We start from the raw sequence: 23,361 nt of genomic DNA, 5'->3' as shown, positions 1-23,361 counted from the left end.
ATATTTTTTCAATCTTTTGCTGCCCTCTCCACTCTCTTAACGGAGCGCCTGGCAGGAACTTTAGGGTTTTTTGAAAATATTTTTCAAGACCCTTTACCGCGCTTCTGGAAAGGGTAACGGCAGGGGTTTGGGGAACTTTAGGGTTCTTGAGAAAAAATTTTGAATTTTTTTTGCGCTCGCCAAAACTTATCGTAAAGTCAACAAAAGAGGACGGCGGCCACTGGAACTTGCTACACTGCGAGACTGACAAAAGCTTCAAGCTTCAACTGATCCAAGGCGCTGCATGGATGCCAGCCCGGTCCTGGCCATCCTGCACGCGCTGCCCCACAAGGAAATTCAATGAGTACCCAGATTACCCGCGCCGACTGCGCCGCGCGCGACCAGCAGGATCCCCTGCGCATGCTGCGCGAGCGCTTCGATTTGCCCGACGGCGTCATCTACCTGGACGGCAATTCGCTCGGCGCCCGCCCGAAAGCCGCATCGAGCCGTGTCCACGAGGTGGTGGCGCGCGAGTGGGGCCAGGACCTGATCAAGAGCTGGAACACGGCCGGCTGGTTCGAGCTGCCCAAGCGCCTGGGCGACCGCCTGGCGCCGCTGATCGGCGCGAACGCGGGCGAGGTGGTGGTCACCGACACCACTTCGCTCAACCTGTTCAAGGCCCTGGCCGCGGCCCTGCAGATCCAGGCGTCCGGCCCGAACGCGGCCCGCCGCACCATCGTCACCGAACGTAGCAACTTCCCGACCGATATCTATATGGCGGAAGGCCTGGCCCAATGGCTGGACCGCGGCTACCAGGTGCGCCTGGTCGACTCGGTGGACGAGATCCCGGCCGCGGTGGACGCCGACTGCGCCGTGCTGATGCTCACCCACGTCAACTACCGCACTGGCTACCAGCACGACATGGCCGCCCTCACCCGCCACGCCCACGCCAGGGGCGCCCTGGCGGTGTGGGACCTGGCCCACTCGGCCGGCGCGGTGCCGGTCGACCTGCACGCGGCGGAAGCCGACTTCGCGGTCGGATGCACCTATAAATACCTGAATGGCGGCCCGGGCGCCCCGGCCTTCATCTGGGTGCCGCAGCGCCACCAGGCGGCGTTTGCCCATCCGCTCACGGGCTGGTGGAGCCACGCCAAACCCTTCGCCATGTCGCACGGCTTCGCCCCCTGCGAGGGGATCGGGCGCGCCCTGTGCGGCACCCAGCCGGTGGTCTCGCTGGCCCTGGTCGAGTGCGGGCTGGAGGTGTTCGAGGAAACCACGATGGACGCGATCCGCAGCAAATCGCTGGCGCTCACCGACCTGTTCATCGAGCTGGTCGAAGCCACCTGTTCCGCGCATCCGCTGGGCCTCGTTACGCCGCGCGAGCATGCGCGCCGCGGCAGCCAGGCCAGCTTCACCCACCCGCATGGCTACGCGGTGATGGCGGCCCTGATCGGGCGCGGCGTGATCGGCGACTACCGCGAACCGGAGATCATGCGCTTCGGCTTCACCCCGCTCTACACCAGCTTCGCCGACGTGTGGGATGCAGTGGCGATCCTGAAGGACATCCTCGACAACGAGGCCTATGACGTGGCGCTCGAGCGCAGCGCGGTGACTTGAGAGGAAGCAGCATGAACGACCAAACCAAGGCCGAATGGCACGGCGCCAAGCTCGATTTCAAGGAATCGATGAGCTACGGCGACTACCTGGGCCTGGACCAGATTCTGTCGGCCCAGCACCCGCTCTCGCCCAACCACAACGAGATGCTGTTCATCATCCAGCACCAGACCAGCGAGCTGTGGATCAAGCTGATGCTGCACGAGATGCAGGCCGTGCGCCATAACATCCGCGAGGGTAACCTGGCGCCGGCCTTCAAGATGCTGGCGCGGGTGGCGCGCATCATGGACCAGCTGGTGCACGCCTGGGACGTGCTGGCGACCATGACGCCGCCCGAATACACGGCGATCCGCCCCTATCTGGGCGCCTCGTCCGGCTTCCAGTCCTTCCAGTACCGCCAGCTCGAATTCATCCTCGGGAACAAGAATCCGAACCTGCTGGCGGTGCACGAGAAGTCGCCCGAGGCGCACGCGATCCTCGAGCGCGAGCTGCACGCGCCTTCGGTCTACGACGAGGCGGTGATGCTCCTGCATCGCAGCGGCTTTGCCATTGCGCCCGAGCGCCTGGCCCTTGATCCGACCCGGCCGACCCAGCTGGACGAGAGCGTGAAGGCGGCCTGGCTCGGGGTCTACCAGGATACCGAGCACCACTGGGCGCTGTACGAGCTGGCCGAAAAGCTGGTGGACCTCGAGACCGCCTTCCGCTTCTGGCGCTTCCGCCACGTCACCACGGTCGAACGCATCATCGGCTTCAAGCAGGGCACCGGCGGCACCTCGGGCGCCAGCTACCTGCGCAAGATGCTCGACGTGGTGCTGTTCCCGGAATTGTTCGCGCTGCGAACCGCACTCTGATCCACGGCGCGCGGGCGGTGTATCATCGCATTGTTTTCATGATTACAAGAAACAATGCAAGCCGCCCCGCCCGCCCTCGGGCAGCCCTTCTCGCTCTACCTCGACCTGACCCGCTTTGCCGCCGCGGTCGTGGTCGTGCTCGCGCACATCAGCTACTTCGGCGTCATTCCTGAAGGGGCCTGGGGCCTGCTGCCGCACATGGGGCGCGAAGCGGTGATGGTGTTCTTCGTGCTGTCCGGCTACGTGATCGCCTCCAGCACCGCCCAGCGCCGTCCCTCGGCGTGCGCCTACGCGGCGGCGCGCCTGTCGCGCGTGTATTCGGTGGCGCTGCCGATCCTGCTGCTGGCGCTGGCCGCCGCCGCCGCCGTGCGCAGCTTCACGGACGTGGTCCCGCCGAATGCCTACGTGCTCGACAAGCTGTATGTGTACCTGCCATTGCACCTGCTATTCCTCGGCGGGCACTGGACCCTGGCGGAAACCCCGCCCTACATGTTGCCCTACTGGTCGCTCGGCTACGAAGCCTGGTACTACCTGTTGTTCGGCCTGGCCTGCTATCTGCGCGGCCGGCGCCGCATCCTGATGCTGGCGCTGGCGCTGAGCTTCATGGGCTACAAACTGTGGCTGCTGCTGCCGGTCTGGCTGGCCGGCGCCTGGCTGTGCCGCAGCTACCGCGCTCCCTGGCTGGGGGTGCACGCAGCGCGGATCGGCTGGCTGGCCAGCGTGCTGCTGTTTGGCGCCTGGGTCGGCCTGCACCTGGAAGAGCAGCTGCGCGCGCTCGGCAACGCCATCTGGCCCTTCGCCGCGCTGCCGCTGGGCAGCGCCGACCGCTACCTCGGCGACTGGCTGCTGTGCCTCATCGTGCTGGCCAACTTCGCCTGCGCGCGCGACGCCGGCTTCACGGCCCTGCTGCGCGTGGCGCGCCCGGTGCGCTATCTAGCCTCGCACACCTTCACGCTCTACCTCTCGCATGCGCTGGTGATCGGGCTGTGGCAGCTGTTCTATCCGGGCCGGAGCACGGCTGGCGGCATCCTGGTACTGCTTGCTGCAATCGCCGCCACCGCCATCGTGCTGGGCGCCGTGACGGAAGGACGCCGCCCGGCCTGGCGCGCCTGCTTCGAGCGCCTGCTGGCGCCGCGCGGCGTCGCGGCCGACCGCTCCGCCGCCTGATGCGCGTCGCGCTTTCGACGTACAATCGACCTTGATCTTCTTTCAAGGGAGCAGGCGATGAAGTGCGATGTACTGATCCTGTCCGGCCTGTGGAATTCCGGACCCGAACACTGGCAGACCCTGTGGCAGGCCCGCTATCCGGCCTGGACCAAGGCCGAACACCGTGACTGGAACTCGCCGGACCGCGAAGAATGGGTCGCCGAGCTCGACGCCGCCATCGCCGCCTGCAAGGGCGCGCCTATTCTGGTCGCGCACAGCCTCGGCTGCATGCTGGCGGTGCACTGGGCGGCCAGCCGTTCGCCTTTGAAAGTCAGTGGCGCCTTCCTGGTGGCGCCGAGCGACGTCGAGGCGTCCAGCTATCCGGTACCGGTCAACGGCTTCGCCCCGATCCCGCTCGCTCCCCTGCCCTTTCCCAGCGTCGTCGTCAGCAGCACGAATGACGAATACGTGACCAACGAACGCGCCGACGCCTTTGCCCGCGCCTGGGGCAGCCGCCTGGTACGCATCGGCGATGCCGGCCACATCAACGGCACCTCGGGCCACGGCCCCTGGCCGGAAGGTGAGCGCCTGCTGCAGGAATTCTGCGACCAGATCGGGCACAGCACATGACGGTCCTGCATACGGCGCGCCTGCGCCTGGAACCGATCTGTCTGGAGCACTACGAGGGCCTGCGCGTGCTGAACGCCGACCCGGCGGTGCAGCGCTACATCAGCGGCCGGCCGGAGACGCCTGCGGAAACGGCGGCCATGATCGAACGCGTGCAGGGCCGCTGGAAGCAGTTCGGCCATTCGTGGTGGAGTGTCATCGAACAGGAGACGGGAGAACTGGTCGGCGCCGGCTGCATCCAGCACCTCGGCCACGATCCCGCCAACGAGCACGAGATCGGCTGGCGCCTGCGTCCGGACCGCTGGGGGCGCGGCTACGCCAGCGAGGCGGCGCGCCGCATGGCCGCTTTTGCTTTTGATGACTTGCGGGCGCCCTCGCTGGCGGCGATCTGCCATCCGGACAATGCCGATTCGGCGAAGGTGATGGCGCGCCTCGGCATGCGCTACCGCGGCGACGAGGTCTGGCACGGCCAAACGGTAGCGGTGTACGACATCGGCGCATCGGCGTTTGCCGCGACGCGCGATATGAAGCAGCGATGAAGACCTACCACGGCAGCTGCCACTGCGGCAGCGTCGGGTTCGAGGCCGAGCTGGACATCCAGGCCGGCACCATCAAGTGCAACTGCACCATCTGCAGCAAGATGCGCTTCTGGGCGGCGCAGGTGCCCTCCAGCGCCTTCCGCCTGACCCGCGGCGCGGAGGCCTTGCGCGAATACCGCTACCACACGCGGCGCGACGCCCATTACTTTTGCGGGAACTGCGGCATCAATACCTTCTCGACGGGAGAATCGCCGGCGCTGGGCGCCTTCCATGCGGTGGTGCTGGCCTGCCTCGACGACCTGCCGGTAGAAGACCTGGTGGCGGCGCCGGTGCGCTATCTCGACGGGCGCAACGACAATTGGGTAACGCCGCCCGCCGAAGTCCGGCATCTTTGATCCATCAAAAGCGGTAGGGTGGTCGGCTCCGCCGACCACCCTACGAGAAACCGCGTGCGGACACAATGAAAAACCGGGGCTCGCGGCCCCGGTTCGTTCTTACTTGGCAGTCGCCAGCAGCATCTCGTTCAGGCGCTTCACGAAGGAAGCCGGATCGCTCAGGCTGCCGCCTTCGGCCAGCAGGGCCTGGTCGAACAGGATGTGCGACCAGTCGGTGAAGCGGCTGCCGCCCGCATCCTCGTACTTCAGGCGCGTCACCAGCGGGTGGTTCGGGTTGATCTCGAGGATAGGCTTCGATTCCGGCGCGTTCTGGCCGGCCGCCTTCAGCATGCGCAGCAGGTTACCCGACAACTCGTTCTCGTCCGCGACCAGGCAGGCCGGCGAATCGGTCAGGCGGAAGCTCACGCGCACGTCCTTGGCCTTGTCGCCCAGCGCGCCCTTCATCTTCTCGAGCAGCTCCTTGTAGCCGGCTTCGAATTCCGCGTGTTCCTTCTTCTCGGCCTCGTCCTCGAGCGCGCCCAGGTCCAGGCCGCCCTTGGCGACCGACACCAGTTCCTTGCCCTCGAACTCGGTCAGGAAGGACAGCATCCATTCGTCGACGCGGTCGGTGAGCAGGAGCACTTCGACGCCCTTCTTGCGGAAGATCTCCAGGTGCGGGCTGTTCTTCGCGGCGGTGTAGCTGTCGGCGGTGACGTAGTAGATCTTGTCCTGGCCTTCCTTCATGCGGCCGATGTAGTCGCCGAAGGAGACGTTCTGCACGTCCGAATCGTTGGTGGTGGAGGCAAAGCGCAGCAGCTTGGCGATGCGGTCCTTGTTGGTCGCGTCCTCGCCGATGCCCTCTTTCAGGACCTGGCCGAACTCCTTCCAGAAGGTGACGTACTTGTCCTTGCCAGCCTGCTCTTCCGAGTTGGCCATCTCTTCCAGCATGCCCAGCACGCGCTTGGTCGAGCCTTCTCGGATCACGCGCACGTCGCGCGACTCCTGCAGGATCTCGCGCGAGACGTTCAGCGGCAGGTCACTTGAATCGATCACGCCCTTGATGAAGCGCAGGTAGGTCGGCATCAGCTGCTCGGCGTCGTCCATGATGAACACGCGCTTGACGTACAGCTTGATGCCGGCACGCTTGTTGCGGTCCCACAGGTCGAACGGGGCGTGGCTCGGCACGAACAGCAGCTGGGTGTATTCGCTGCGGCCCTCGACGCGGTTGTGGGTGTAGGCCAGCGGGTCCTGGAAGTCGTGCGAGACGTGCTTGTAGAACTCGTTGTACTGTTCGTCGGTGACGTCCGACTTCGAGCGGGCCCACAGCGCGCTGGCCTGGTTCACGGTCTCGAGTTCGTCCTTCAGTACGGTCTGTTTCTTCTCCTCGTCCCACTCTTCCTTCTGCATCACGATCGGCAGCGAGATGTGGTCGGAGTACTTGCGGATGATCGACTTCAGCTTCCAGCTCGAGAGCAGCTCTTCCTCGCCGGCGCGCAGGTGCAGGATCACGTCGGTGCCGCGGCCCTGCTTCTCGATCTGCTCGATGCTGTAGTCACCTTCGCCGGTCGATTCCCAACGCACGCCTTCCGAAGCGAACGCGCCGGCGCGGCGGGTGTTGACGATCACCTTCTCGGCCACGATGAAGGCCGAGTAGAAGCCGACGCCGAACTGGCCGATCAGGGCCGCGTCCTGCTGCTGGTCGCCCGACAGCTTGCTGAAGAATTCCTTGGTGCCCGACTTGGCGATGGTGCCCAGGTGCGAGATGACTTCGTCGCGGCTCATGCCGATGCCGTTGTCCGAAATCGTGATGGTGCGCGCATCCTTGTCGAAAGCGACCTTGATCTTGAGCTCGTGGTCGTTGCCGTACAGGGCGTCGTTATTGATCGCCTCGAAGCGCAGCTTGTCGGCCGCGTCGGACGCGTTCGAGATCAGTTCGCGCAGGAAGATTTCCTTGTTCGAGTACAAGGAGTGAATCATGAGCTGCAACAGCTGTTTTACTTCTGCCTGGAAGCCAAGGGTTTCTTTTTCGGCGACTGCCATCTTGTTCCTCGTGGTGGGTCTAGGTTAAAAAATACGGATTGCAGCCATATAGGGACACCGACAAGGATTTCAAGGCCCCTCCTGTTCATGGCTGCAATATTGCAATTATTTTAACCCAAGCGACCTCACCTCGATATTGCGGAAGAAGGTCTCCGCGCCCTCCGACTGCAGCGAGAACTTCCCGCGTGTGTGCGGGACCATCTGGCCACCCACTTCCTGGCGCGGACGCTCGGCGCGCAGCACCTCCTGGCCATTGACGATGTGGATCAGCGTCTTGCCGTCGGCGATGACTTCCATCGTGTTCCATTCCCCGGTCGGCTTCTCGAAGTTGCCGCGCTTGAGGATGCGCGCCTTCAAGCCGGTGCGCAGCGGCAGCGAGGGGTCGTAGCGGAAGAACTTCCAGTCGCCCTGGTTGGCGTCGCCCACGTGCGCATCGACCGTCACGCCGTCCAGGCTGTGGTAATCGCCGCAATCGCCTTCCTGGATTTGGAACTCGTGGCTGCGCATCCAGTGCCCGCTCTCGGCGCCCTCCGGACCGACCGCGTAATACAGCAGCCCGCTGTCGCGCGGCGCATCCAGGCGCGGCGCCCACTTCTTCGTTCCCCACTTGACCTCGAATTTAAGGTGGAAATTCTCGTAGTCGCCCACCGTGGTGATGGCGCCCCACTCCTCGCCCGACACGCGCAACATGCCGTCGACCACCGAGAACACCTTGCGCGGATCCTTGTTCAAGCCGCGCACCGAGGTCGGCACCTTCATGTTCGGGGAAGTCGGCTGCATGCTGACCCAGGTCGTCCAGCCGGACAGGTCCCGGCCGTTGAACAGCGAGGTCCATCCGGCCTCGGCGGCATGCAGCGGCGCGCACAGGAGCATCGCGCCGGCCAGGATGCCGGACAGGGCAAGACGGGGGATGGCAGCCCTGCGGGCCGGGGAAAAACGGGTCATCGGGAGTCTCCTTCTCTTATAAATACGCGTTCGCCGAAAAATGTTGTCGCGGTGGCGCGAGCAGCCCGTCCGTACGGGCGATGTCAATCTAGCACGGGCAATGTTGATAGCGCTACCACCCGGAGTTAGCTTGCCGAATTCGTTATAAATTTTTCCGATTTATTGACACTCTTAAACTTTTCAGAATGCTACTATTTCCCCATAAGGAATCCGGCATCGGCAACGAGCACGCGGTTCCGCCACAAGATCGGAGACAGGCAGGATGAGCACAATCGTCGTTGGCATGGGCATGGTCATTGCCATGGGCTCGCCCGCCGAGCACGCCGAACGCAAGGAGCGCAGCGAGCGCAAGCGCGCCGGGCGTGCGCCATCCCTTGGCTCCTCCTCGGCGACGCGCGAGGAATGCGCCAATTTCTTTGCCGCGCAAGGCATCTCGACCCCGAGCATCCTGTTCGACACACTCTCCGACACCTATTACTTTGCCAAGAACAAGGCCGGCCAGTTCGTCTGGGGCAACCGCCTGCTGCAGGAGCAGCATGCGCTGGCGGGCGTCAAGGACATCCTCGGCAAGACCGACCACGACTTCTTCCGGCGCGATATCGCCGACCGTATCCGCGCCGACGACCTGGCGGTGATGGAGACTGGCGTCAGCGTCAAGAACAAGCTGGAAGTGATCGACGGCGGCAAGGGCGAACTGACCTGGCTGTTCACCACCAAGGTCCCGATCCGCAACCGCGAGGGGGCGATCGTCGGCATCGAAGGCTTCTCGCGCGACGCCCGCCGTTCGCAGGACACGATCGCGCCCTTCCATGAATTCAAGGCCTGCGTCGAGTACGTGCAGGAACACCTCACGGAAAACATCAGTATCGACCACCTCGCCCGCTTGTCCTGCATGTCGCTGTCGACCTTCGAGCGCAAGTTCAAGGAGCACTTCTCGCTCACGCCCAAGCAGTACGTGCTGCACATGAAAGTGCACGAAGCCTGCCGCCTGCTCCCCGGCGCCAGCAGCATCGCCCGGGTCGCGCTGGCCACCGGTTTCGGCGGACAGAGCTACTTCACCAAGCAGTTCCGCAGCATCGTCGGGATCACGCCCAAGCAGTACCAGTTGTCGCTGGCCGCCGGACGCGCCCTGGGCGCACGCCCCGCCGCCGCGCCGTCGGCTTGACCGGCTCACCGCCATGACCTTTGCACAGAAAGAGGAAGCCATGCCGAACCCTCCCGCTACCGCCGCCCAGCCACGTCGTTCGGCCCTGCTGCGCCTGGGCGCCCTGTGCGGCTTGGCCGGATTGTCCGGACTGGCCTCCAGCGGCGAGGTGCTCGCCGCCGTCGCGGCGGCCAGGAGCGGCGCCGCCTACCAGCCCGCGCTCCTCACCCGCGACGAACTGCAGCTGACCGGCGTGCTGGCCGAGCTGATCATCCCGCGCACCGACACCCCCGGCGCCCTGGAAGTCGGCGCGCACCAGGTCATCGACCACCTGCTCAAGGTGTGCTCCCTGGAGGCCGAACAGGCGCGCTTCAAGGCCGGGCTGGCCCGCATCGAGGCGGCTGCGCAGGCGCAGGGCGGGCGCAGCTTCGGGGCCCTGCCGGCAGCGCGCCAGGTCGCCCTGCTGCAAGCCATGGACAGGGGCCGCGCCCCCTTCGACGCCGATGGCCAGGCATTCTTCCGCCAGCTGAAGGGCTACGTCGCCTTTGCCTACTACACCTCGGAGGCCGGCGCCACGCGCGAGCTGGCTTACCTGCCCATTCCCGGCGGCTTCCAGGGCAACTACAAGCTCACCCGCTCGACCCGCAACTGGGCCATCTGACACCAGCCAACCCTCTACCTGCCGCCGCCCATGGAACCAGTCTCCTCGTTTTACATCAAGAGCAGTCCCGAACAGTTCGACGCGATCGTCGTCGGCTCGGGCATCACTGGCGGCTGGGCCGCCAAGGAATTGACGGAGCGGGGACTCAAGACCCTGATGATCGAGCGCGGCCGGCCGGTCGAGCATGGCATCGATTACATCGGCGAGAACAAGGACCCGTGGGCCATGCCCAACCGCGGCCGGGTCGACGCCACAGTGGCCGAGGAACAGTACCCGGTCCAGCGCCAGTGCTACGCCTTCGACGAGCACACCAAGCAGTTCTTCAACAACGACCGCGACATGCCCTATTCGACGCCGGCGGAGCGTCCATTCAGTTGGATCCGCGGCAACCAGCTGGGCGGCAAGTCGCTGATGTGGGCGCGCCAGTCCTACCGCTGGAGCGACCTGGACTTCGAAGCCAACCTGAAGGACGGCCACGGCGCCGACTGGCCGATCCGCTATGCCGACCTGGCGCCCTGGTACAGCCACGTGGAGCGCTTCGTCGGCATCAGCGGTAGCAAGGAAGGCCTGGCCGTGCTGCCGGACGGCGAATTCCTGCCGCCCTTCGAGATGAATACCGTCGAACTGGCGCTGAAAAAGCAGTTCGACCTCAAGTACGCACCGGCGCGCATGATCATCGGCCGTACCGCCAACCTGAACAAGGCCGGCGACGCGCACCTGGCGCAGGGCCGCGCGCCCTGCCAGGCGCGCAACCAGTGCCACCGGGGCTGCTCCTTCGGCGCCTATTTCTCCACCCAGAGCTCGACCCTGCCGGCGGCGCTCAAGACCGGGCGCCTGCGCATCGCCACCGACAGCATCGTGCACAGCGTGATCTACGACCCCAAGACCAACCGCGCCACCGGGGTGCGGGTGATCGATGCCGAGACCATGGAGACGCGCGAATTCCACGCCAGGGTCGTGCTGCTGTGCGCCTCGACCCTGGCCTCGACCGCGATCCTGCTGCACTCGACCTCGAGCGCCTTCCCCAACGGCCTGGCCAATTCCTCCGGTGTGCTCGGCCACTACCTGATGGACCACCTGTGGGCCGCCGGCGCCAGCGGCCGCGTCGAGGGATTCGAGAACGATTATTACCGCGGCCGCCGTCCGACCGCGACCTACATCCCGCGCTTTCGCAACGTGGTCGACCGCCACCCGGCCTTCCTGCGCGGCTATGCGCTGGCGGGCAGCGCATCGCGCGAGGGCTGGCAGTCGGCAACCTGGAAACCCGGCTTCGGCAAGGACTTCAAGGCCATGCTGAGAAAGCCCGGCCCCTGGCACTTCCACCTGTACGGGCAGGGAGAGATGCTGCCGCGCTTCGAGAACAAGGTCAGCCTGCACCCGAGCAAAAAGGACAAGTGGGGCATGCCGCAGCTGCACGTCGACATCACCCACGGCGAGAACGACCGCAAGATGCGCGAGGACATGGCCGATACTGCCGGCAACATCCTCGAGGACCTCGGCCTCAAGGATGTACGCAAGGGGAAGCAGAGCGAAACCGAGTTCCCTCCCGGCCTGGCGATCCACGAGGTGGGCACGGCGCGCATGGGGCGCGACCCCAGGACCTCGGTGCTCAACGGTTTCAACCAGGCCCACGATGTCCCCAACCTGTTCGTCACCGACGGCTCCTCGCTGGCGTCGAGCGCCTGGCAAAACCCCTCGCTGACCTTCATGGCGCTGACCGCGCGCGCCTGCGCCTACGCGGTGGACCAGCTCAAGGCCGGGAAGATCTGATCACACACAAGGGAGACAAGATGAACAAGCAAGCGATGCTGTGCGCCGTATTGGGCACCTTACTCGGCGCTTCCCAGGCCATGGCGGCCGAGCCGCGTCTCGGCGTGCAGCTGTGGTCCGTCAAGGACGAGATCAAGCAGGATTTCGAGGGCACGCTCACCAGGATTTCCAGGCTCGGCTTCCAGGGCGTGGAATTCGCCGGCGAGTTCGGGCCCTACAAGGACAATCCGGCGGCCTTGCGCGCCTTCCTGGACAAGAACAGGCTGCAATGCGCCGGCGCGCACGTGCATTTCGACCAGCTGACAGACGCGCGCTTCGAGGCCACCACCGCCTTCTACAAAACCCTCGGCTGCAGCAACCTGGTGATCCCGATGGACGCGCGCGGCGCCAGCGTCGACGGCAGCGCCGCGATGAGCCGCGAACTGAGCGCCTTATCAAGCAAGCTGGCCCCCAAGGGCATGCGCATCGGCTACCACAACCACGCCCAGGAAATGGCGGGGGCGGTCGGCAGCACGCCCTGGGACGTCATCGCCCGCAGCACGCCGAAGGAATCGATCCTGCAGCAGGACGTGGGCTGGACGACCTTCGCCGGCAAGGACCCGGTGGCCTACGTCTACAAGTACCCGGGCCGCACCGTGAGCACCCACTACAAGGCCAAGTTCGCGCCCGGCGCCGCAGTTGCTGGCAGCACCCCGATCATCGGCCAGGACAAGACCGACTGGGCGGGCCTGACGCGCGCCCTGCGCCAGGCCGGCGGCACCGAATGGATCATCGTCGAGCAGGAGGAATACCCGAACGGGATGGGCCAGCTCGACACCGTAGCGGCCTCCCTGGCCGGCCTGAAGGCCGTGCTTGCGACGATGCCGGCGCAATGAGCCTGTCGGTCCGCTTCCACCACATCGTCAAGGAGTTCGGCCCCGTGCGCGTGCTGCACGGCGTCGACTTCGCGCTCGAACCGGGGCGCGTGGTCGGCCTGCTGGGCGAGAACGGCGCCGGCAAGTCGACCCTGATGAAGATCCTGGCCGGCTACGAGCGTCCGACCTCCGGCCAGCTGGTGATCGACGGCGCCGAGCGCCGCTTCGAGAGCGCACGCGAGGCGGAAGCGCTCGGCATTGCCCTGATCCACCAGGAATTCAACCTGGCAGAGCACCTGAGCATCGCCCAGAACATCTTCCTCGGCCACGAAAAGACCCGCGGCGGACTATTGGAGCGCCGCGCCATGGCGCGCGAGGCTGCCGTCCACCTCGAGCAGGTGGGCCTGGCGCGCGACCCGGATACCCCGGTCGCCGACCTGATCGTCGCCGAAAAGCAGCTGGTCGAGATCGCCAAGGCCCTGGCGCGCAAGGCGCGCCTCCTGATCATGGACGAGCCGACCGCCAGCCTGTCGGCGGGCGAGACCCGCACGCTGTTTGCCCTGATGGCGCGCCTGAAACAGGAGGGCGTGACCATCGTCTACATCTCGCACAAGCTCGACGAGATGGAAGCGCATACCGACGAAGTGGTCGTCATGCGCGACGGGAAGTTCGTCACCCGCGCGCTCACCGCGGAGGTCAACCGTCGCCAGATGGCCAACCTGATGGTCGGGCGCGACGTGTCGGACATGTTCCCGCCCAAGCAGCCGGCGCCCCCTAAGGCGCCGGTAGCGTTGCGCGTGTCCGGCCTGAGCGTGCCGGGCTGGGTCGACAAGCTCAGTTTCGAGGTGCGCGCGGGTGAGATCCTCGGTTTCGCCGGCCTGGTCGGCGCCGGCCGCACCGAAGCCTTCGAGGCCATCCTCGGCCTGCGTCCAAGGCAGAGCGGCAGGATCGAGATCGCGGGCCAGCCGGTCGACATCCGCAGCCCGCGCGACGCCATGCGCCATGGCCTGACCTACCTGAGCGAAGACCGCAAGGGCAAGGGCCTGCACCTTGACCTCGGCCTGCGCGAAAACCTCACCATGATGACCCTGGAGCGCGACGCCCGCCCCTGGGTCGACCTGAAGGCCGGACGCGCCGCGCTCGAACGGGCGATCGCGGGCTTCGGCATCCGCCTGCGCGACCCCGACTGCCTCGCGCGCTCGCTCTCGGGCGGCAACCAGCAAAAGCTGGCGCTGGCCAAATACCTGCACTCCGATCCGCGCGTGGTCGTGCTCGACGAGCCGACCCGCGGCGTGGACGTCGGCGCCAAGCGCGACATCTATACCTTGATCCACCGCTTAGCAAGCGAAGGACGCGCGGTGATCGTCATTTCGTCCGAACTGATCGAGCTGATCGGCCTGTCGCACCGGGTCGCGGTGCTGCACGGCGGGCGCCTGCAGGCCGTGCTCGGCCCGGATCAACTCAGTGAAGAAAACATCATTTCCCATGCAACCGACACCCAACACGCCGGCCACTAGGCCATCCTTCTTCCCTGCCCTGCCGCGCCTGAAAGGCGCCGGCCCGGTGCTCGCCCTGATCCTGCTGTGCATCGCGGGTGGGCTACTCAATCCCGATTTCGCCACCGTCGACAACCTGATGAACGTGCTCACCCGCACCGCCTTCATCGGCATCATCGCGGTCGGCATGACCTTCGTGGTCGTCTCCGGCGGCATCGACCTCTCGGTCGGCTCGATGGCAGCCCTGATCGCCGGGGTCATGATCGTCGCGATGAACACCCTGGCGACCGGGGCGAGTCCCCCCGGGCCGACTAGCATCGTGCTGCTCGGGATCGGGCTCGCGCTCGCCTTCGGCGCGGTGTTCGGCGTCCTGCACGGTTTCCTGATTGCGCGCGGACGCATCGAAGCCTTCATCGTCACGCTCGGCACCCTCGGGGTGTTCCGCGCCGTGCTGACCTGGCTCTCGGACGGCGGCGCCCTGACCCTCGACTTCACGCTGTCCGAAGCCTACAGCCCGGTCTACTACGGCAGCCTGCTGGGAATACCGATCCCGGTGTGGGTGTTCGCCCTGGTGGCGCTGCTGGGCGCCGTGATCCTGAATCGCACCGCCTATGGCCAGCACGTGCAGGCGATCGGCTCCAGCGAACAGGTGGCGCGCTATGCGGCGATCCGCGTCGACCGCGTCAAGGTGATCACCTACCTGCTGCTGGGCGTGTGCGTGGCGATCGCCACCATCCTATACGTGCCGCGCCTGGGCTCGGCCACCCCGACCACCGGCATCCTGTGGGAGCTGGAGGCGATCGCCGCCGTGGTCGTGGGCGGCACCTCGCTGAGGGGCGGCTCCGGGCGCGTCATGGGCACCGTGATCGGCGCCATCCTGCTGTCCGTGATCGGCAACATCCTGAACCTCACCAGCATTATCAGCGTGCACCTGAACCCTGCCGTGCAGGGCGTGGTGATCATTGCCGTGGCTTACCTGCAGCGCGGCCGCCGCTGAACCCCTATTTGTACAAAAAAGGAAACCTCATGCGTTCATCCATCCGCTCGATCCTGAAACTCGGCGCCGCCGCCTGCCTGCTGGCGCTCGGCAGCGGCCACGCCCTCGCCGCCACCAACCTGACCCTCGGCGTGGCGATCCCCACCGCTACCCACGGCTTCACCGGCGGCATCGTCTGGTGGGCCAACCAGGCCAAGCGCGAACTGGAAGCGGCCAACCCGGGGCTGAAGGTCATCATCAAGACCGCCGGCAGCACGCCGGAGCAGGCCAACCAGGTGCAGGACCTGCTGGTCGTGAACAAGATGAACGCGCTGGTGATCCTGCCGCTCGAGTCGGCCTCGCTGACCCAGCCGGTGGCCCAGGTCAAGAACAAGGGCGTATATGTGACCGTGGTGGACCGCGGGCTCACCAACCCGGCGGCCCAGCATGCCTATGTCGCCGGCGACAACACCGCCTTCGGCCGGCTGCCGGCCGAGTACCTGGCGAAGCGCATGAACGGCAAGGGCAATATCGTGGTCCTGCGCGGCATGCCCAGCACCATCGACAACGAGCGCGTGAACGCCTTCAAGGCCGAGATCGCGAAGCATCCGGGCATCAAGGTGCTGGATGCCAAATACGGCAACTGGAACCGCGACGACGCCTTCAAGGTCATGCAGGACTACCTGACCCGCTTCAAGCAGATCGACGCCGTCTGGGCCTCGGACGACGACATGGCGATCGGCGTCTTGAAGGCCATCGAGCAGGCCAAGCGCAGCGACATCAAGGAGGTGTTCGGCGGCGCTGGCGCCAAGTTCGCGGTCAAGAAGGTGATGGACGGCGACAAACTGGTGCAGGCCGACGTGTCCTATTCGCCCAAGTTCATCTACGACGCCATCAAGATGACGGCGGAGGCGCGCCTGAAGGGCCAGGCGCTGCCCGCCAGGACCATCATCCCCTCGGTGCTGATCACGCGCGCGAACGCCAAGCAGTTCTATTTCCCCGACTCGCCCTACTGACACAGGAACAGGCATGAAAACCATCAAGGGACCGGCGATCTTCCTCGCCCAATTCATGGGCGACAAGGCGCCCTTCGACACCCTCGACAACCTGGGCGCCTGGGCCAGTTCGCTGGGCTACGAAGGCGTCCAGCTGCCGACCGACAAACGCCTGTTCGACCTCGACATCGCCGCCGAGAGCCAGACCTACTGCGACGAGATCAAGGGCTTACTGGCCGCGCACGGGCTGGCGATCACCGAGCTGTCGACCCACCTGCAGGGCCAGCTGGTGGCCGTGCATCCGGCCTACGACACGCTGTTCGACGGCTTTGCAGCCGCCCACGTGCGCGGCAACCCGCAGGCGCGCCAGGAATGGGCGGTCGGCCAGATGAAGAACGCCGCGCGCGCCTCCCAGCGCCTCGGCCTGACGACGCACGCGAGCTTCTCGGGCGCGCTGGCCTGGCCCTACCTGTATCCGTGGCCGCAGCGCCCCGCCGGCCTGGTCGAGGAAGCCTTCGATGAACTGGCGCGGCGCTGGCTGCCGATCCTGGACGCCTTCGAGGATGCCGGCGTCGACGTCTGCTACGAGCTGCACCCGGGCGAGGACCTGCACGACGGCGTCAGCTTCGAGCGCTTCCTGGAGGGCGTCAAGGGCCACCGGCGCGCCAACATCCTGTACGACCCGAGCCACTTCGTGCTGCAGCAGCTCGACTACCTGGCCTTCATCGACATCTACCACGAGCGCATCAAGGCCTTCCACGTCAAGGACGCCGAGTTCCGCCCGAACGGACGCCAGGGCGTCTACGGCGGCTACAGCGGCTGGCTGGAACGGGCCGGACGTTTCCGCTCGCTGGGCGACGGCCAGATCGATTTTTCGGCGATCTTCTCCAGGCTGGCCCAGTACGACTACGCCGGCTGGGCGGTGCTCGAATGGGAGTGCTGTCTCAAGCATCCGGAAGACGGTGCGCGCGAGGGCGCCGACTTCATTCGCCGTCACATCATCCGGGTGGCGGAAAGGGCCTTCGACGATTTCGCGGGCAGCGGCCTTGAGCGCACCGCCCTGCGCCAACTGATGGGGATCGAGGCATGACGGCGATCGGACGCAAGGACAATCAGGATGGCGGCCAGGTCGCGCGCCGCCTGCGCCTCGGCATGGTGGGCGGCGGCGACGGCGCCTTCATCGGCGCCGTGCACCGCATCGCGGCGCGGCTGGACGACTGCTACGAGCTGGTGGCCGGCGCCCTGTCGAGCGACGCGCAACGGGCATTGGCGAGCGGCGCGGCGATCCGGCTCGACCCGGCGCGCAGCTATACGGACTACCGCGAGATGGCGCGCCGCGAGGTGGAGCGCCCGGACGGCATCGACGTGGTGGCGATCGTCACGCCCAATCACCTGCACGCCCCGGTCGCCCGCGCCTTCCTGGAAGCCGGCATCCACGTCATCTGCGACAAGCCGCTCGGCATTTCTCTGGCCGAAGGCGAGGAACTGGCCGCGCTGGCACGCGCGAACCAGCGCGTATTCGCCCTCACCCACACCTACAGCGGCTATCCGATGGTGCGCCACGCGCGCGAACTGGTGGCATCCGGGGCAATCGGCGAAGTGCGCCTGGTGCATGTCGAGTATGCGCAGGACTGGATGGCGGAAAGCGCCAACCAGTCCGCCGACTTCCAGGCGACCAACTGGCACAACGATCCGCAGCGTGCCGGCCCGACCGGGTGCACCGGCGACATCGGCACCCATGCCTTCCACCTCGCGGCTTTTGTCACCGGCATCCAGCCGAGCGAACTGCTGGCCGAGCTGCATTCCTTCACGCCCGAGCGTATCCTGGATGACCACGTGCAGGTGATGCTGCGCTACCCGAACGGCGCGCGCGGCATGCTGTGGTCGAGCCAGATGGCGACCGGCTGCGAAAACGCGCTCAAGCTGCGCGTATTCGGCAGCAAGGCCAGCCTGGCCTTTGACCAGGAAAACCCGAACGAGCTGCTGCTCACGCCCCAGGGCGGCTGCGCGCAGCGGCTCACACGCGGCCGGGTAAGGGGTGCCGCCGCCGGGCAAGCCACCCGCATCCCGTCCGGCCATCCGGAAGGTTACCTGGAAGCGTTCGCGCAGCTGTACCGCGACGCGGCGGCGCAGATCCATGCCGTCGAGGCGGGCCAGCCCCTGCCCGAGGCGAGCGCCAGCCTGCCGACGGTCGACGACGGCGTGGACGGCCTGCGCTTCATCGACGCCGTGCTGGCGAGCCACGCGGCGGGTTCGCGTTGGGTGAAACTCGGCAAGGCCTGATTTTTTTGTGCTGCGTGTCGAATTCCAGCCTCCCCGTTCGTCGTGGTGGCAGCAACACCCGACAACCAAGACTGGAGATTCGAGATGAAACAGGCAACCCGCGCCATCCCCGAAGGTTTTCATAGCGTTACCCCGCACCTGGTCTGCGAAGGCGCAGCCAAGGCGCTGGACTTTTACCGCGAGTGCTTCGGCGCCGTCGAAGTGTCCCGCATGCCCGGCCCGGACGGCAGGCTGATGCACGCCGAGATGCGCATCGGCGATTCGATGGTCATGCTGTGCGACGATTTTCCCGACTACGGCAGCCCGGGTCCGATCGCGCTGAAGGGCTCGCCGGTGGTGATCCACCTGTACGTGCGCGACGCCGACGCCGTGTGGGAACGTGCGATGGCCGCCGGCGCCCAGTCCATCATGCCGCTGGGCGACGCCTTCTGGGGCGACCGCTACGGCCAGTTCGTCGATCCCTTCGGCCACCGCTGGGCGGTCGCCACCCACCAGCGCGACCTCACGCCGCAAGAGATCCAGGAAGCCATGGCCAAAGAGATGCCGTCCAACTGCGGCGGCGAACAAGGCTGATTCACACCGCCAGGGCACGCGCCAAGAGCCGGATCGTGCCCGCGTCCTGCAGCGCCGCCACGTTCAGGCGCATATGGGTCGAGGCCAGCTGCTGCGGCGAGAACAGGCTGCCGGGCGCCAGCAGCAGCTCGTCGCGCATGGCGCGCGCGGCGATGGCATTGGTGTCGCGGCCGGCATCGACCCAGACGAACATGCCGCTACCCGGCGCCGGGTCCGGGCGCAGGCCCAGGCTCTCCAGCTGGCGCAGCGCTTTGGGACGCGCCGCATCGAGCCGCGCGCGCACCCGGTCCAGGTGCTTGCGGTACAGGCCTTCGGACAAGATTTTGTAAACCACACGCTCGCCAATGTCCGAGGTCGACAGCGTGGACAGCATCTTGCGGTCGGCCAGGCGCTGGGCCCGCTCGTGCGAGGTGGCGATGAAGCCGACCCGCAGATTCGGCGCCATCGATTTCGAAAAGCCGCCCAGGTAGATTACCCGCTTCAAGCCATCCAGCGCGGCCAGGCGCGTTGCGCCTCCCGGATGCAGGTCGGCATAGATATCGTCTTCCACCACCGTGAAATCGAACTGCTCGGCCAGGCGCAGCAAGCCATAGGCCCTGGCTGCCGACAGCGAACTCGAGGTCGGGTTGTGCAGCACCGAGTTGACGATGAACAGGCTGGGCCGGTGGCGCGCCGCGAGTTCCGCGAGCTGCTCCAGGTCGGGCCCGTCGGCCAGACGCCGCACGCCCACCACCGTCAAGCCCAGCGCGGCAAAGGAGCCGAACATCAGGAACCAGGCGGGATCGTCGACCAGCACGGTGTCGCCCGGGCGGCAGAACTCGCGCGCCACCAGGTCGAGCGCCTGGGTCACGCCCAGGGTCGTCACGATGTGTTCGGGCGGCGCCTCGATCCCGATTTCCAGCAGCTTGTGCTGGAGCTGCTGGCGCAGCGGCAGGAAACCCTGCGGCGCGCCATAGCCGAGCAGGCCGGCGCTGTTCTGCCGGCTCAGGCCGGCCAGGGCCTTGGCCACGGCTGCGCCATCGAGCCAGTCCGCCGGCAGGACGCCCGCCCCCGGCGACAGCTGGAGCGGCGCCTGGCGGAACAGGTTGCGCACCAGCCAGGCAATGTCGAGCGTCGCCGCAGCCTCCCGCGCAGGCGCTGCCGCATGCCGGGCCGGCTGGGGACGCTCGCGCACGAAGAAGCCGGCCCCGCGCCGCGAATCGAGGTAGCCCTGGGCCACCAGGCGGTCGTAGCTGGCCACCACGGTAAATGGCGAAACCCCGTGCGCCTGCGCGAACTGGCGGATCGAAGGCATGCGCGCGCCAGGACGCAGCAGGCGCTCCTCGATGCGGCCGGCGACGCCGCGCACGATCTGGTCGGCCAGCGGCTCACCCGATTCACGCGACAGGTTCAGGCCGCTTGCGGCAGGTGTATTGGTCATTTCGCCATCACAGTGAACAAATTAAGTGCAGAAGTGTACTGGGACTGTATTGGCCCCAATCGCTAGCATAGAAGGATCGCCGTGACCGTGCAACGCCCTTTCGAAGGATCTTCATGAGTATTGCTTTCTGCTCCCGCCCCGCTCCTCCCGGCCACCAGGGACGCGCCATGCTGCTTGGCCTGATTGGCGTCGCCATGTTCAGCCTGACCATGCCGCTGACCCGGATCGCCGTGGCCGAGCTCGATCCCCTGTTCGTGACCTTTGGGCGGGCGCTGGGCGCGGCGCTGCTGGCAGGCGCCTGGCTGGCCTGGAAGCGCGCGGCGCCGCCGCCGCGCGCCGCGCTGCTGCCCCTGGCGCTGGTGGCGGCGGGCTGCATCATCGGCTTCCCCCTGTTCACCTCGGTGGCGCTGCGCACCCTGCCCGCGTCGCACGGCGCCCTGCTGGTCGGCGTGCTGCCGCTGGTGACTGCCCTGTACTCGGCGTTGCGCGGCTACGAGCGGCCCTCGCGCGGTTTCTGGGGCATGGCCCTGCTCGGATCGAGCCTGGTGATCGCCTTCGCGCTGTTCCAGGGCGGCGGCGCCCTGCACCGGGCCGACCTCCTGGTCTTCGCCGCGGTGGCGTCGGCCGCCGTCGGTTATGCCGAAGGCGGGCGCCTGTCGCGCAGCCTGGGCGGGCCGGAAGTCATCTGCTGGGCGCTGCTGCTGGCCGCGCCGGCGGTCGCGCCCATCGTGCTCTGGCAGGGCGTACCGCAGGCAAGCGAGGTCGGGCTGGCCGCCTGGCTGTCCTTCGGCTACGTCACCGCGATCTCGATGTTTGTCGGCTTTTTCTTCTGGTATCGGGGCCTGGCGCTGGGCGGCGTGGCTCGGGTCGGCCAGGTGCAGCTGCTGCAACCCTTCCTCAGTCTGGTCGGGGCCGCCCTGCTGCTGGGCGAAGCGCTCAGCTTCGCCAACTGTGCATTCGCGCTGGCGGTAGCCGCCGTCGTGTTCGCGGGACGCCGGATGGCGGTACGTCAGCAGTAAAACATCTGAAATGGACCGGGGTTGGACGTACAATACCGGCTTCTTTCAACGTCATTGCATACATCATGTCCGTCTACGACAAACTCAAAGAACTGAACATCACCCTGGCCGCGCCGGCCACCCCGGCCGCCGCCTACGTCATGTACGTGCAAACTGGCAACCTCGTGTTCATCTCGGGCCACATCGCCAAGAACGCGGACGGCTCGCCAAACGCCGGCATCCTGGGCCGCGACAAGACCACTGCCGACGGCCAGGCCGCCGCGCGTTCCGTCGCCATCGACCTGATCGGCACCCTGCAGGAAGCCGTCGGCGGCGACCTGAACCGCGTCAAGCGCATCGTCAAGGTGATGAGCCTGGTCGCCTCGACCCCGGAATACAACGAGCAGCACCTGGTCACCAACGGCTGCTCGGAACTGATCGGCGAAGTGTTCGGCGATGCCGGCAAGCACGCCCGCTCGGCTTTCGGCGTCGCTTCGCTGCCGCGCGGCACCTGCGTCGAAATCGAAATGATTGTCGAAGTGGAATAAGCATTGTCCCGGACCCGGTTTACCCAGCCGGGTTCGTTCCCGAAGCCGCTTATCCAGCGTGCTTTATAATGGCCCGGCACCACCCGTGCGGTCCGTCCCTAGAGAGCCCAGTATGAAAATCGAAAATCCAAACCCCATCCAGTGGCAGTTTTCGGAGCGCGCGCAGCAGCTGCAAAGCTCGTTCATCCGCGAAATCCTGAAGATCACCCAGCGTCCGGAGATCATCTCCTTCGCCGGTGGCCTGCCGTCGCCAGCCACTTTCCCGGTCGAGCGCATGAAAGAAGCGTACGACAAGGTCCTCAGCGAGACCGGCAAGGTCGCGCTGCAGTACGGACCGACCGATGGCTATGGCCCGCTGCGGGAATGGATCGCCAACTCGCTCTCCACGGAAGGCAGCCGCATCCTGCCGGAACAGATCCTCATGACCTCGGGCTCGCAGCAGGCGCTCGACCTGCTGGGCAAGGTCCTGATCGACGAAGGCAGCCGCGTGCTGGTGGAAACTCCGAGCTACCTGGGCGCCCTGCAGGCTTTCTCGGTCTACCGTCCTGAATTCAAGTCGGTCGACACCGACGATCACGGCCTGGTGCCGTCCTCGATCGCCGGCGTGGCCGAGGGCGCGCGCCTGCTGTATTCGCTGCCGAACTTCCAGAACCCGACCGGCCGATCGTTGTCGCTCGAACGCCGCCAGGAGCTGGTGGAAACCTGCGCCCGCTTTGGCCTGCCGCTGATCGAGGACGACCCCTACGGCGCCCTGTCGTACAAGGGCGAGCCGATGCCGAAGATGGTCGCGATGAACCCGGACGGCGTCATCTACATGGGCTCCTTCTCGAAGGTGCTGACCCCGGGCATCCGCCTCGGCTACGTGTGCGCCCCGCTGCCGCTGGTGCGCCGCCTCGAGCTGGCCAAGCAGGCAGCCGACCTGCACACCGCCCAGCTGACCCAGATGATGGTGCACGAAGTGGTCAAGGATGGCTTCCTGGACCAGCACATCCCGACCATCCGCAAGCTGTACGGCGACCAATGCCAGGTGATGCTGGACGCGATGGCCGAGCACTTCCCGGCAAGCGTCACCTGGACCAAGCCCGAAGGCGGCATGTTCATCTGGGTCACCCTGCCGAAGAACGTCGACGCCATGAAGCTGCTCGACCAGTCGCTGGCCGCGCGCGTGGCCTTCGTGCCGGGCGCGCCGTTCTATGCCAACGAGCCGGCCACCAACACCCTGCGCCTGTCCTTCGTGACCGTGCCGCCGGAACGCATCCGCGAAGGCATCGCCATCCTCGGCAAGCTGATCAAGGACATGCTGTAAGTCCTGCCTTTCCAGGCCCCCAAAACCGCCGGCATGTGAACTGACCCCCAAAAGTTGGACACAACTTTTGGGGTTTTTTCATGACCAAGTACAGCGAGCAATTCAAGCTCGCGGTTGTCCAAGACTATCTAGCCGACAGCTCTATTGGGTATCGTGGGATCGCGAAGCGGCACGGGTTGACGACCCATGCCATGTTGGAGAGGTGGGTAATGGCCTACCGCG

Annotated in this window: 22 protein-coding genes; 19 read left to right on the top strand and 3 right to left on the bottom strand. The window is 66.3% G+C overall.

The window, feature by feature from the left end; translation table 11 throughout:
* Positions 1 to 339: 339 nt before the first annotated feature.
* The 6 genes from kynU to LK539_RS16290 are packed head-to-tail and all read left to right on the top strand — an operon-like array spanning position 340 to position 5,151.
* On the top strand, positions 340 to 1,596 hold the full coding sequence (gene kynU, locus LK539_RS16315) for a kynureninase (protein WP_227802123.1): 1,257 nt from the start codon (positions 340 to 342) through the stop codon (positions 1,594 to 1,596).
* 11 nt (positions 1,597 to 1,607) lie between these two features.
* On the top strand, positions 1,608 to 2,444 hold the full coding sequence (kynA, locus tag LK539_RS16310) for a tryptophan 2,3-dioxygenase (protein WP_227802122.1): 837 nt from the start codon (positions 1,608 to 1,610) through the stop codon (positions 2,442 to 2,444).
* A gap of 54 nt (positions 2,445 to 2,498) precedes the next feature.
* The gene (locus tag LK539_RS16305) at positions 2,499 to 3,611 is read left to right on the top strand and encodes an acyltransferase (protein WP_227802121.1); all 1,113 of its coding nucleotides are present in this window, start codon (positions 2,499 to 2,501) and stop codon (positions 3,609 to 3,611) included.
* Positions 3,612 to 3,668: 57 nt separating this feature from the next.
* Positions 3,669 to 4,220, top strand: a complete 552-nt coding sequence (locus LK539_RS16300) for an alpha/beta hydrolase (protein WP_227802120.1) — start codon at positions 3,669 to 3,671, stop codon at positions 4,218 to 4,220.
* Entirely contained in the window at positions 4,217 to 4,756 is a 540-nt protein-coding gene (locus tag LK539_RS16295) for a GNAT family N-acetyltransferase (protein ID WP_227802119.1), read from the top strand. The genes LK539_RS16300 and LK539_RS16295 overlap by 4 nt, the downstream gene beginning before the upstream one ends.
* The gene (locus LK539_RS16290) at positions 4,753 to 5,151 is read left to right on the top strand and encodes a GFA family protein (RefSeq protein WP_227802118.1); all 399 of its coding nucleotides are present in this window, start codon (positions 4,753 to 4,755) and stop codon (positions 5,149 to 5,151) included. Before LK539_RS16295 ends, LK539_RS16290 begins: the two co-directional genes overlap by 4 nt.
* A 99-nt stretch (positions 5,152 to 5,250) precedes the next feature.
* Here LK539_RS16290 and htpG read toward each other — a convergent pair whose 3' ends face one another.
* Both htpG and LK539_RS16280 read right to left on the bottom strand, forming a co-directional pair.
* Complete coding sequence (htpG, locus tag LK539_RS16285; RefSeq protein WP_227802117.1) at positions 5,251 to 7,170, bottom strand: molecular chaperone HtpG; 1,920 nt, start codon at positions 7,168 to 7,170, stop codon at positions 5,251 to 5,253.
* A 105-nt stretch (positions 7,171 to 7,275) separates the two neighbouring features.
* Positions 7,276 to 8,115 carry a DUF1080 domain-containing protein gene (locus tag LK539_RS16280; protein WP_227802116.1) on the bottom strand — a complete coding sequence of 280 codons (840 nt, stop codon included), beginning with the start codon at positions 8,113 to 8,115 and terminating at the stop codon, positions 7,276 to 7,278.
* Between the two features lie 262 nt (positions 8,116 to 8,377).
* Between LK539_RS16280 and LK539_RS16275 the strand changes: the two genes are divergently transcribed.
* The 10 genes from LK539_RS16275 (at position 8,378) to LK539_RS16230 (ending at position 18,867) form a co-directional block, all read left to right on the top strand.
* Positions 8,378 to 9,280: an AraC family transcriptional regulator gene (locus LK539_RS16275; protein ID WP_227802115.1), complete on the top strand. Its 903-nt coding sequence runs from the start codon at positions 8,378 to 8,380 to the stop codon at positions 9,278 to 9,280.
* 40 nt (positions 9,281 to 9,320) lie between these two features.
* On the top strand, positions 9,321 to 9,920 hold the full coding sequence (locus tag LK539_RS16270) for a gluconate 2-dehydrogenase subunit 3 family protein (RefSeq protein WP_227802114.1): 600 nt from the start codon (positions 9,321 to 9,323) through the stop codon (positions 9,918 to 9,920).
* Positions 9,921 to 9,950: 30 nt separating this feature from the next.
* A complete protein-coding gene (locus tag LK539_RS16265; RefSeq protein ID WP_227802113.1) occupies positions 9,951 to 11,690 on the top strand; it encodes a GMC oxidoreductase in 1,740 nt (579 codons plus the stop codon).
* Positions 11,691 to 11,710: 20 nt separating this feature from the next.
* The gene (locus tag LK539_RS16260) at positions 11,711 to 12,565 is read left to right on the top strand and encodes a sugar phosphate isomerase/epimerase (RefSeq protein ID WP_227802112.1); all 855 of its coding nucleotides are present in this window, start codon (positions 11,711 to 11,713) and stop codon (positions 12,563 to 12,565) included.
* Entirely contained in the window at positions 12,562 to 14,061 is a 1,500-nt protein-coding gene (locus LK539_RS16255; RefSeq protein WP_227802111.1) for a sugar ABC transporter ATP-binding protein, read from the top strand. Before LK539_RS16260 ends, LK539_RS16255 begins: the two co-directional genes overlap by 4 nt.
* Positions 14,030 to 15,037 carry an ABC transporter permease gene (locus LK539_RS16250; protein ID WP_227802110.1) on the top strand — a complete coding sequence of 336 codons (1,008 nt, stop codon included), beginning with the start codon at positions 14,030 to 14,032 and terminating at the stop codon, positions 15,035 to 15,037. The genes LK539_RS16255 and LK539_RS16250 overlap by 32 nt, the downstream gene beginning before the upstream one ends.
* Positions 15,038 to 15,066: 29 nt before the next feature.
* The gene (locus tag LK539_RS16245; RefSeq protein WP_227802109.1) at positions 15,067 to 16,032 is read left to right on the top strand and encodes a substrate-binding domain-containing protein; all 966 of its coding nucleotides are present in this window, start codon (positions 15,067 to 15,069) and stop codon (positions 16,030 to 16,032) included.
* Positions 16,033 to 16,045: 13 nt separating this feature from the next.
* Complete coding sequence (locus LK539_RS16240) at positions 16,046 to 17,101, top strand: sugar phosphate isomerase/epimerase (protein ID WP_227802108.1); 1,056 nt, start codon at positions 16,046 to 16,048, stop codon at positions 17,099 to 17,101.
* Positions 17,098 to 18,294, top strand: a complete 1,197-nt coding sequence (locus LK539_RS16235) for a Gfo/Idh/MocA family protein (RefSeq protein ID WP_227802107.1) — start codon at positions 17,098 to 17,100, stop codon at positions 18,292 to 18,294. Before LK539_RS16240 ends, LK539_RS16235 begins: the two co-directional genes overlap by 4 nt.
* 84 nt (positions 18,295 to 18,378) lie before the next feature.
* On the top strand, positions 18,379 to 18,867 hold the full coding sequence (locus LK539_RS16230) for a VOC family protein (RefSeq protein WP_227802106.1): 489 nt from the start codon (positions 18,379 to 18,381) through the stop codon (positions 18,865 to 18,867).
* 1 nt (position 18,868) lies between these two features.
* Here the strand turns inward: LK539_RS16230 and LK539_RS16225 are convergent, their stop codons facing one another.
* A complete protein-coding gene (locus LK539_RS16225) occupies positions 18,869 to 20,287 on the bottom strand; it encodes a PLP-dependent aminotransferase family protein (RefSeq protein WP_227802105.1) in 1,419 nt (472 codons plus the stop codon).
* A 113-nt stretch (positions 20,288 to 20,400) separates the two neighbouring features.
* Between LK539_RS16225 and LK539_RS16220 the strand changes: the two genes are divergently transcribed.
* The 3 genes from LK539_RS16220 to LK539_RS16210 all read left to right on the top strand — a co-directional run bounded on the left by LK539_RS16220 (position 20,401) and on the right by LK539_RS16210 (position 23,139).
* Entirely contained in the window at positions 20,401 to 21,306 is a 906-nt protein-coding gene (locus tag LK539_RS16220; protein ID WP_227802104.1) for a DMT family transporter, read from the top strand.
* 65 nt (positions 21,307 to 21,371) lie between these two features.
* Positions 21,372 to 21,833, top strand: coding sequence for a RidA family protein (locus tag LK539_RS16215; RefSeq protein ID WP_227802103.1), 462 nt, complete (start codon positions 21,372 to 21,374; stop codon positions 21,831 to 21,833).
* 112 nt (positions 21,834 to 21,945) lie between these two features.
* Complete coding sequence (locus LK539_RS16210; RefSeq protein WP_227802102.1) at positions 21,946 to 23,139, top strand: PLP-dependent aminotransferase family protein; 1,194 nt, start codon at positions 21,946 to 21,948, stop codon at positions 23,137 to 23,139.
* The last annotated feature ends 222 nt before the right edge of the window (positions 23,140 to 23,361 follow it).

Source organism: Massilia sp. IC2-476, assembly GCF_020707295.1.
Taxonomy (GTDB): domain Bacteria; phylum Pseudomonadota; class Gammaproteobacteria; order Burkholderiales; family Burkholderiaceae_D; genus Telluria.
This window is presented reverse-complemented; position numbering and strand designations above follow the sequence as displayed.

What these genes read in the sequence shown, in the direction of transcription:
- kynU (WP_227802123.1), top strand. Translation starts at nt 340, where the DNA reads ATGAGTACCCAGATTACCCGCGCCGACTGCGCCGCGCGCGACCAGCAG.
- kynA (WP_227802122.1), top strand. Translation starts at nt 1,608, where the DNA reads ATGAACGACCAAACCAAGGCCGAATGGCACGGCGCCAAGCTCGATTTC.
- LK539_RS16305 (WP_227802121.1), top strand. Translation starts at nt 2,499, where the DNA reads ATGCAAGCCGCCCCGCCCGCCCTCGGGCAGCCCTTCTCGCTCTACCTC.
- LK539_RS16300 (WP_227802120.1), top strand. Translation starts at nt 3,669, where the DNA reads ATGAAGTGCGATGTACTGATCCTGTCCGGCCTGTGGAATTCCGGACCC.
- LK539_RS16295 (WP_227802119.1), top strand. Translation starts at nt 4,217, where the DNA reads ATGACGGTCCTGCATACGGCGCGCCTGCGCCTGGAACCGATCTGTCTG.
- LK539_RS16290 (WP_227802118.1), top strand. Translation starts at nt 4,753, where the DNA reads ATGAAGACCTACCACGGCAGCTGCCACTGCGGCAGCGTCGGGTTCGAG.
- htpG (WP_227802117.1), bottom strand. Translation starts at nt 7,170, where the DNA reads ATGGCAGTCGCCGAAAAAGAAACCCTTGGCTTCCAGGCAGAAGTAAAA.
- LK539_RS16280 (WP_227802116.1), bottom strand. Translation starts at nt 8,115, where the DNA reads ATGACCCGTTTTTCCCCGGCCCGCAGGGCTGCCATCCCCCGTCTTGCC.
- LK539_RS16275 (WP_227802115.1), top strand. Translation starts at nt 8,378, where the DNA reads ATGAGCACAATCGTCGTTGGCATGGGCATGGTCATTGCCATGGGCTCG.
- LK539_RS16270 (WP_227802114.1), top strand. Translation starts at nt 9,321, where the DNA reads ATGCCGAACCCTCCCGCTACCGCCGCCCAGCCACGTCGTTCGGCCCTG.
- LK539_RS16265 (WP_227802113.1), top strand. Translation starts at nt 9,951, where the DNA reads ATGGAACCAGTCTCCTCGTTTTACATCAAGAGCAGTCCCGAACAGTTC.
- LK539_RS16260 (WP_227802112.1), top strand. Translation starts at nt 11,711, where the DNA reads ATGAACAAGCAAGCGATGCTGTGCGCCGTATTGGGCACCTTACTCGGC.
- LK539_RS16255 (WP_227802111.1), top strand. Translation starts at nt 12,562, where the DNA reads ATGAGCCTGTCGGTCCGCTTCCACCACATCGTCAAGGAGTTCGGCCCC.
- LK539_RS16250 (WP_227802110.1), top strand. Translation starts at nt 14,030, where the DNA reads ATGCAACCGACACCCAACACGCCGGCCACTAGGCCATCCTTCTTCCCT.
- LK539_RS16245 (WP_227802109.1), top strand. Translation starts at nt 15,067, where the DNA reads ATGCGTTCATCCATCCGCTCGATCCTGAAACTCGGCGCCGCCGCCTGC.
- LK539_RS16240 (WP_227802108.1), top strand. Translation starts at nt 16,046, where the DNA reads ATGAAAACCATCAAGGGACCGGCGATCTTCCTCGCCCAATTCATGGGC.
- LK539_RS16235 (WP_227802107.1), top strand. Translation starts at nt 17,098, where the DNA reads ATGACGGCGATCGGACGCAAGGACAATCAGGATGGCGGCCAGGTCGCG.
- LK539_RS16230 (WP_227802106.1), top strand. Translation starts at nt 18,379, where the DNA reads ATGAAACAGGCAACCCGCGCCATCCCCGAAGGTTTTCATAGCGTTACC.
- LK539_RS16225 (WP_227802105.1), bottom strand. Translation starts at nt 20,287, where the DNA reads ATGACCAATACACCTGCCGCAAGCGGCCTGAACCTGTCGCGTGAATCG.
- LK539_RS16220 (WP_227802104.1), top strand. Translation starts at nt 20,401, where the DNA reads ATGAGTATTGCTTTCTGCTCCCGCCCCGCTCCTCCCGGCCACCAGGGA.
- LK539_RS16215 (WP_227802103.1), top strand. Translation starts at nt 21,372, where the DNA reads ATGTCCGTCTACGACAAACTCAAAGAACTGAACATCACCCTGGCCGCG.
- LK539_RS16210 (WP_227802102.1), top strand. Translation starts at nt 21,946, where the DNA reads ATGAAAATCGAAAATCCAAACCCCATCCAGTGGCAGTTTTCGGAGCGC.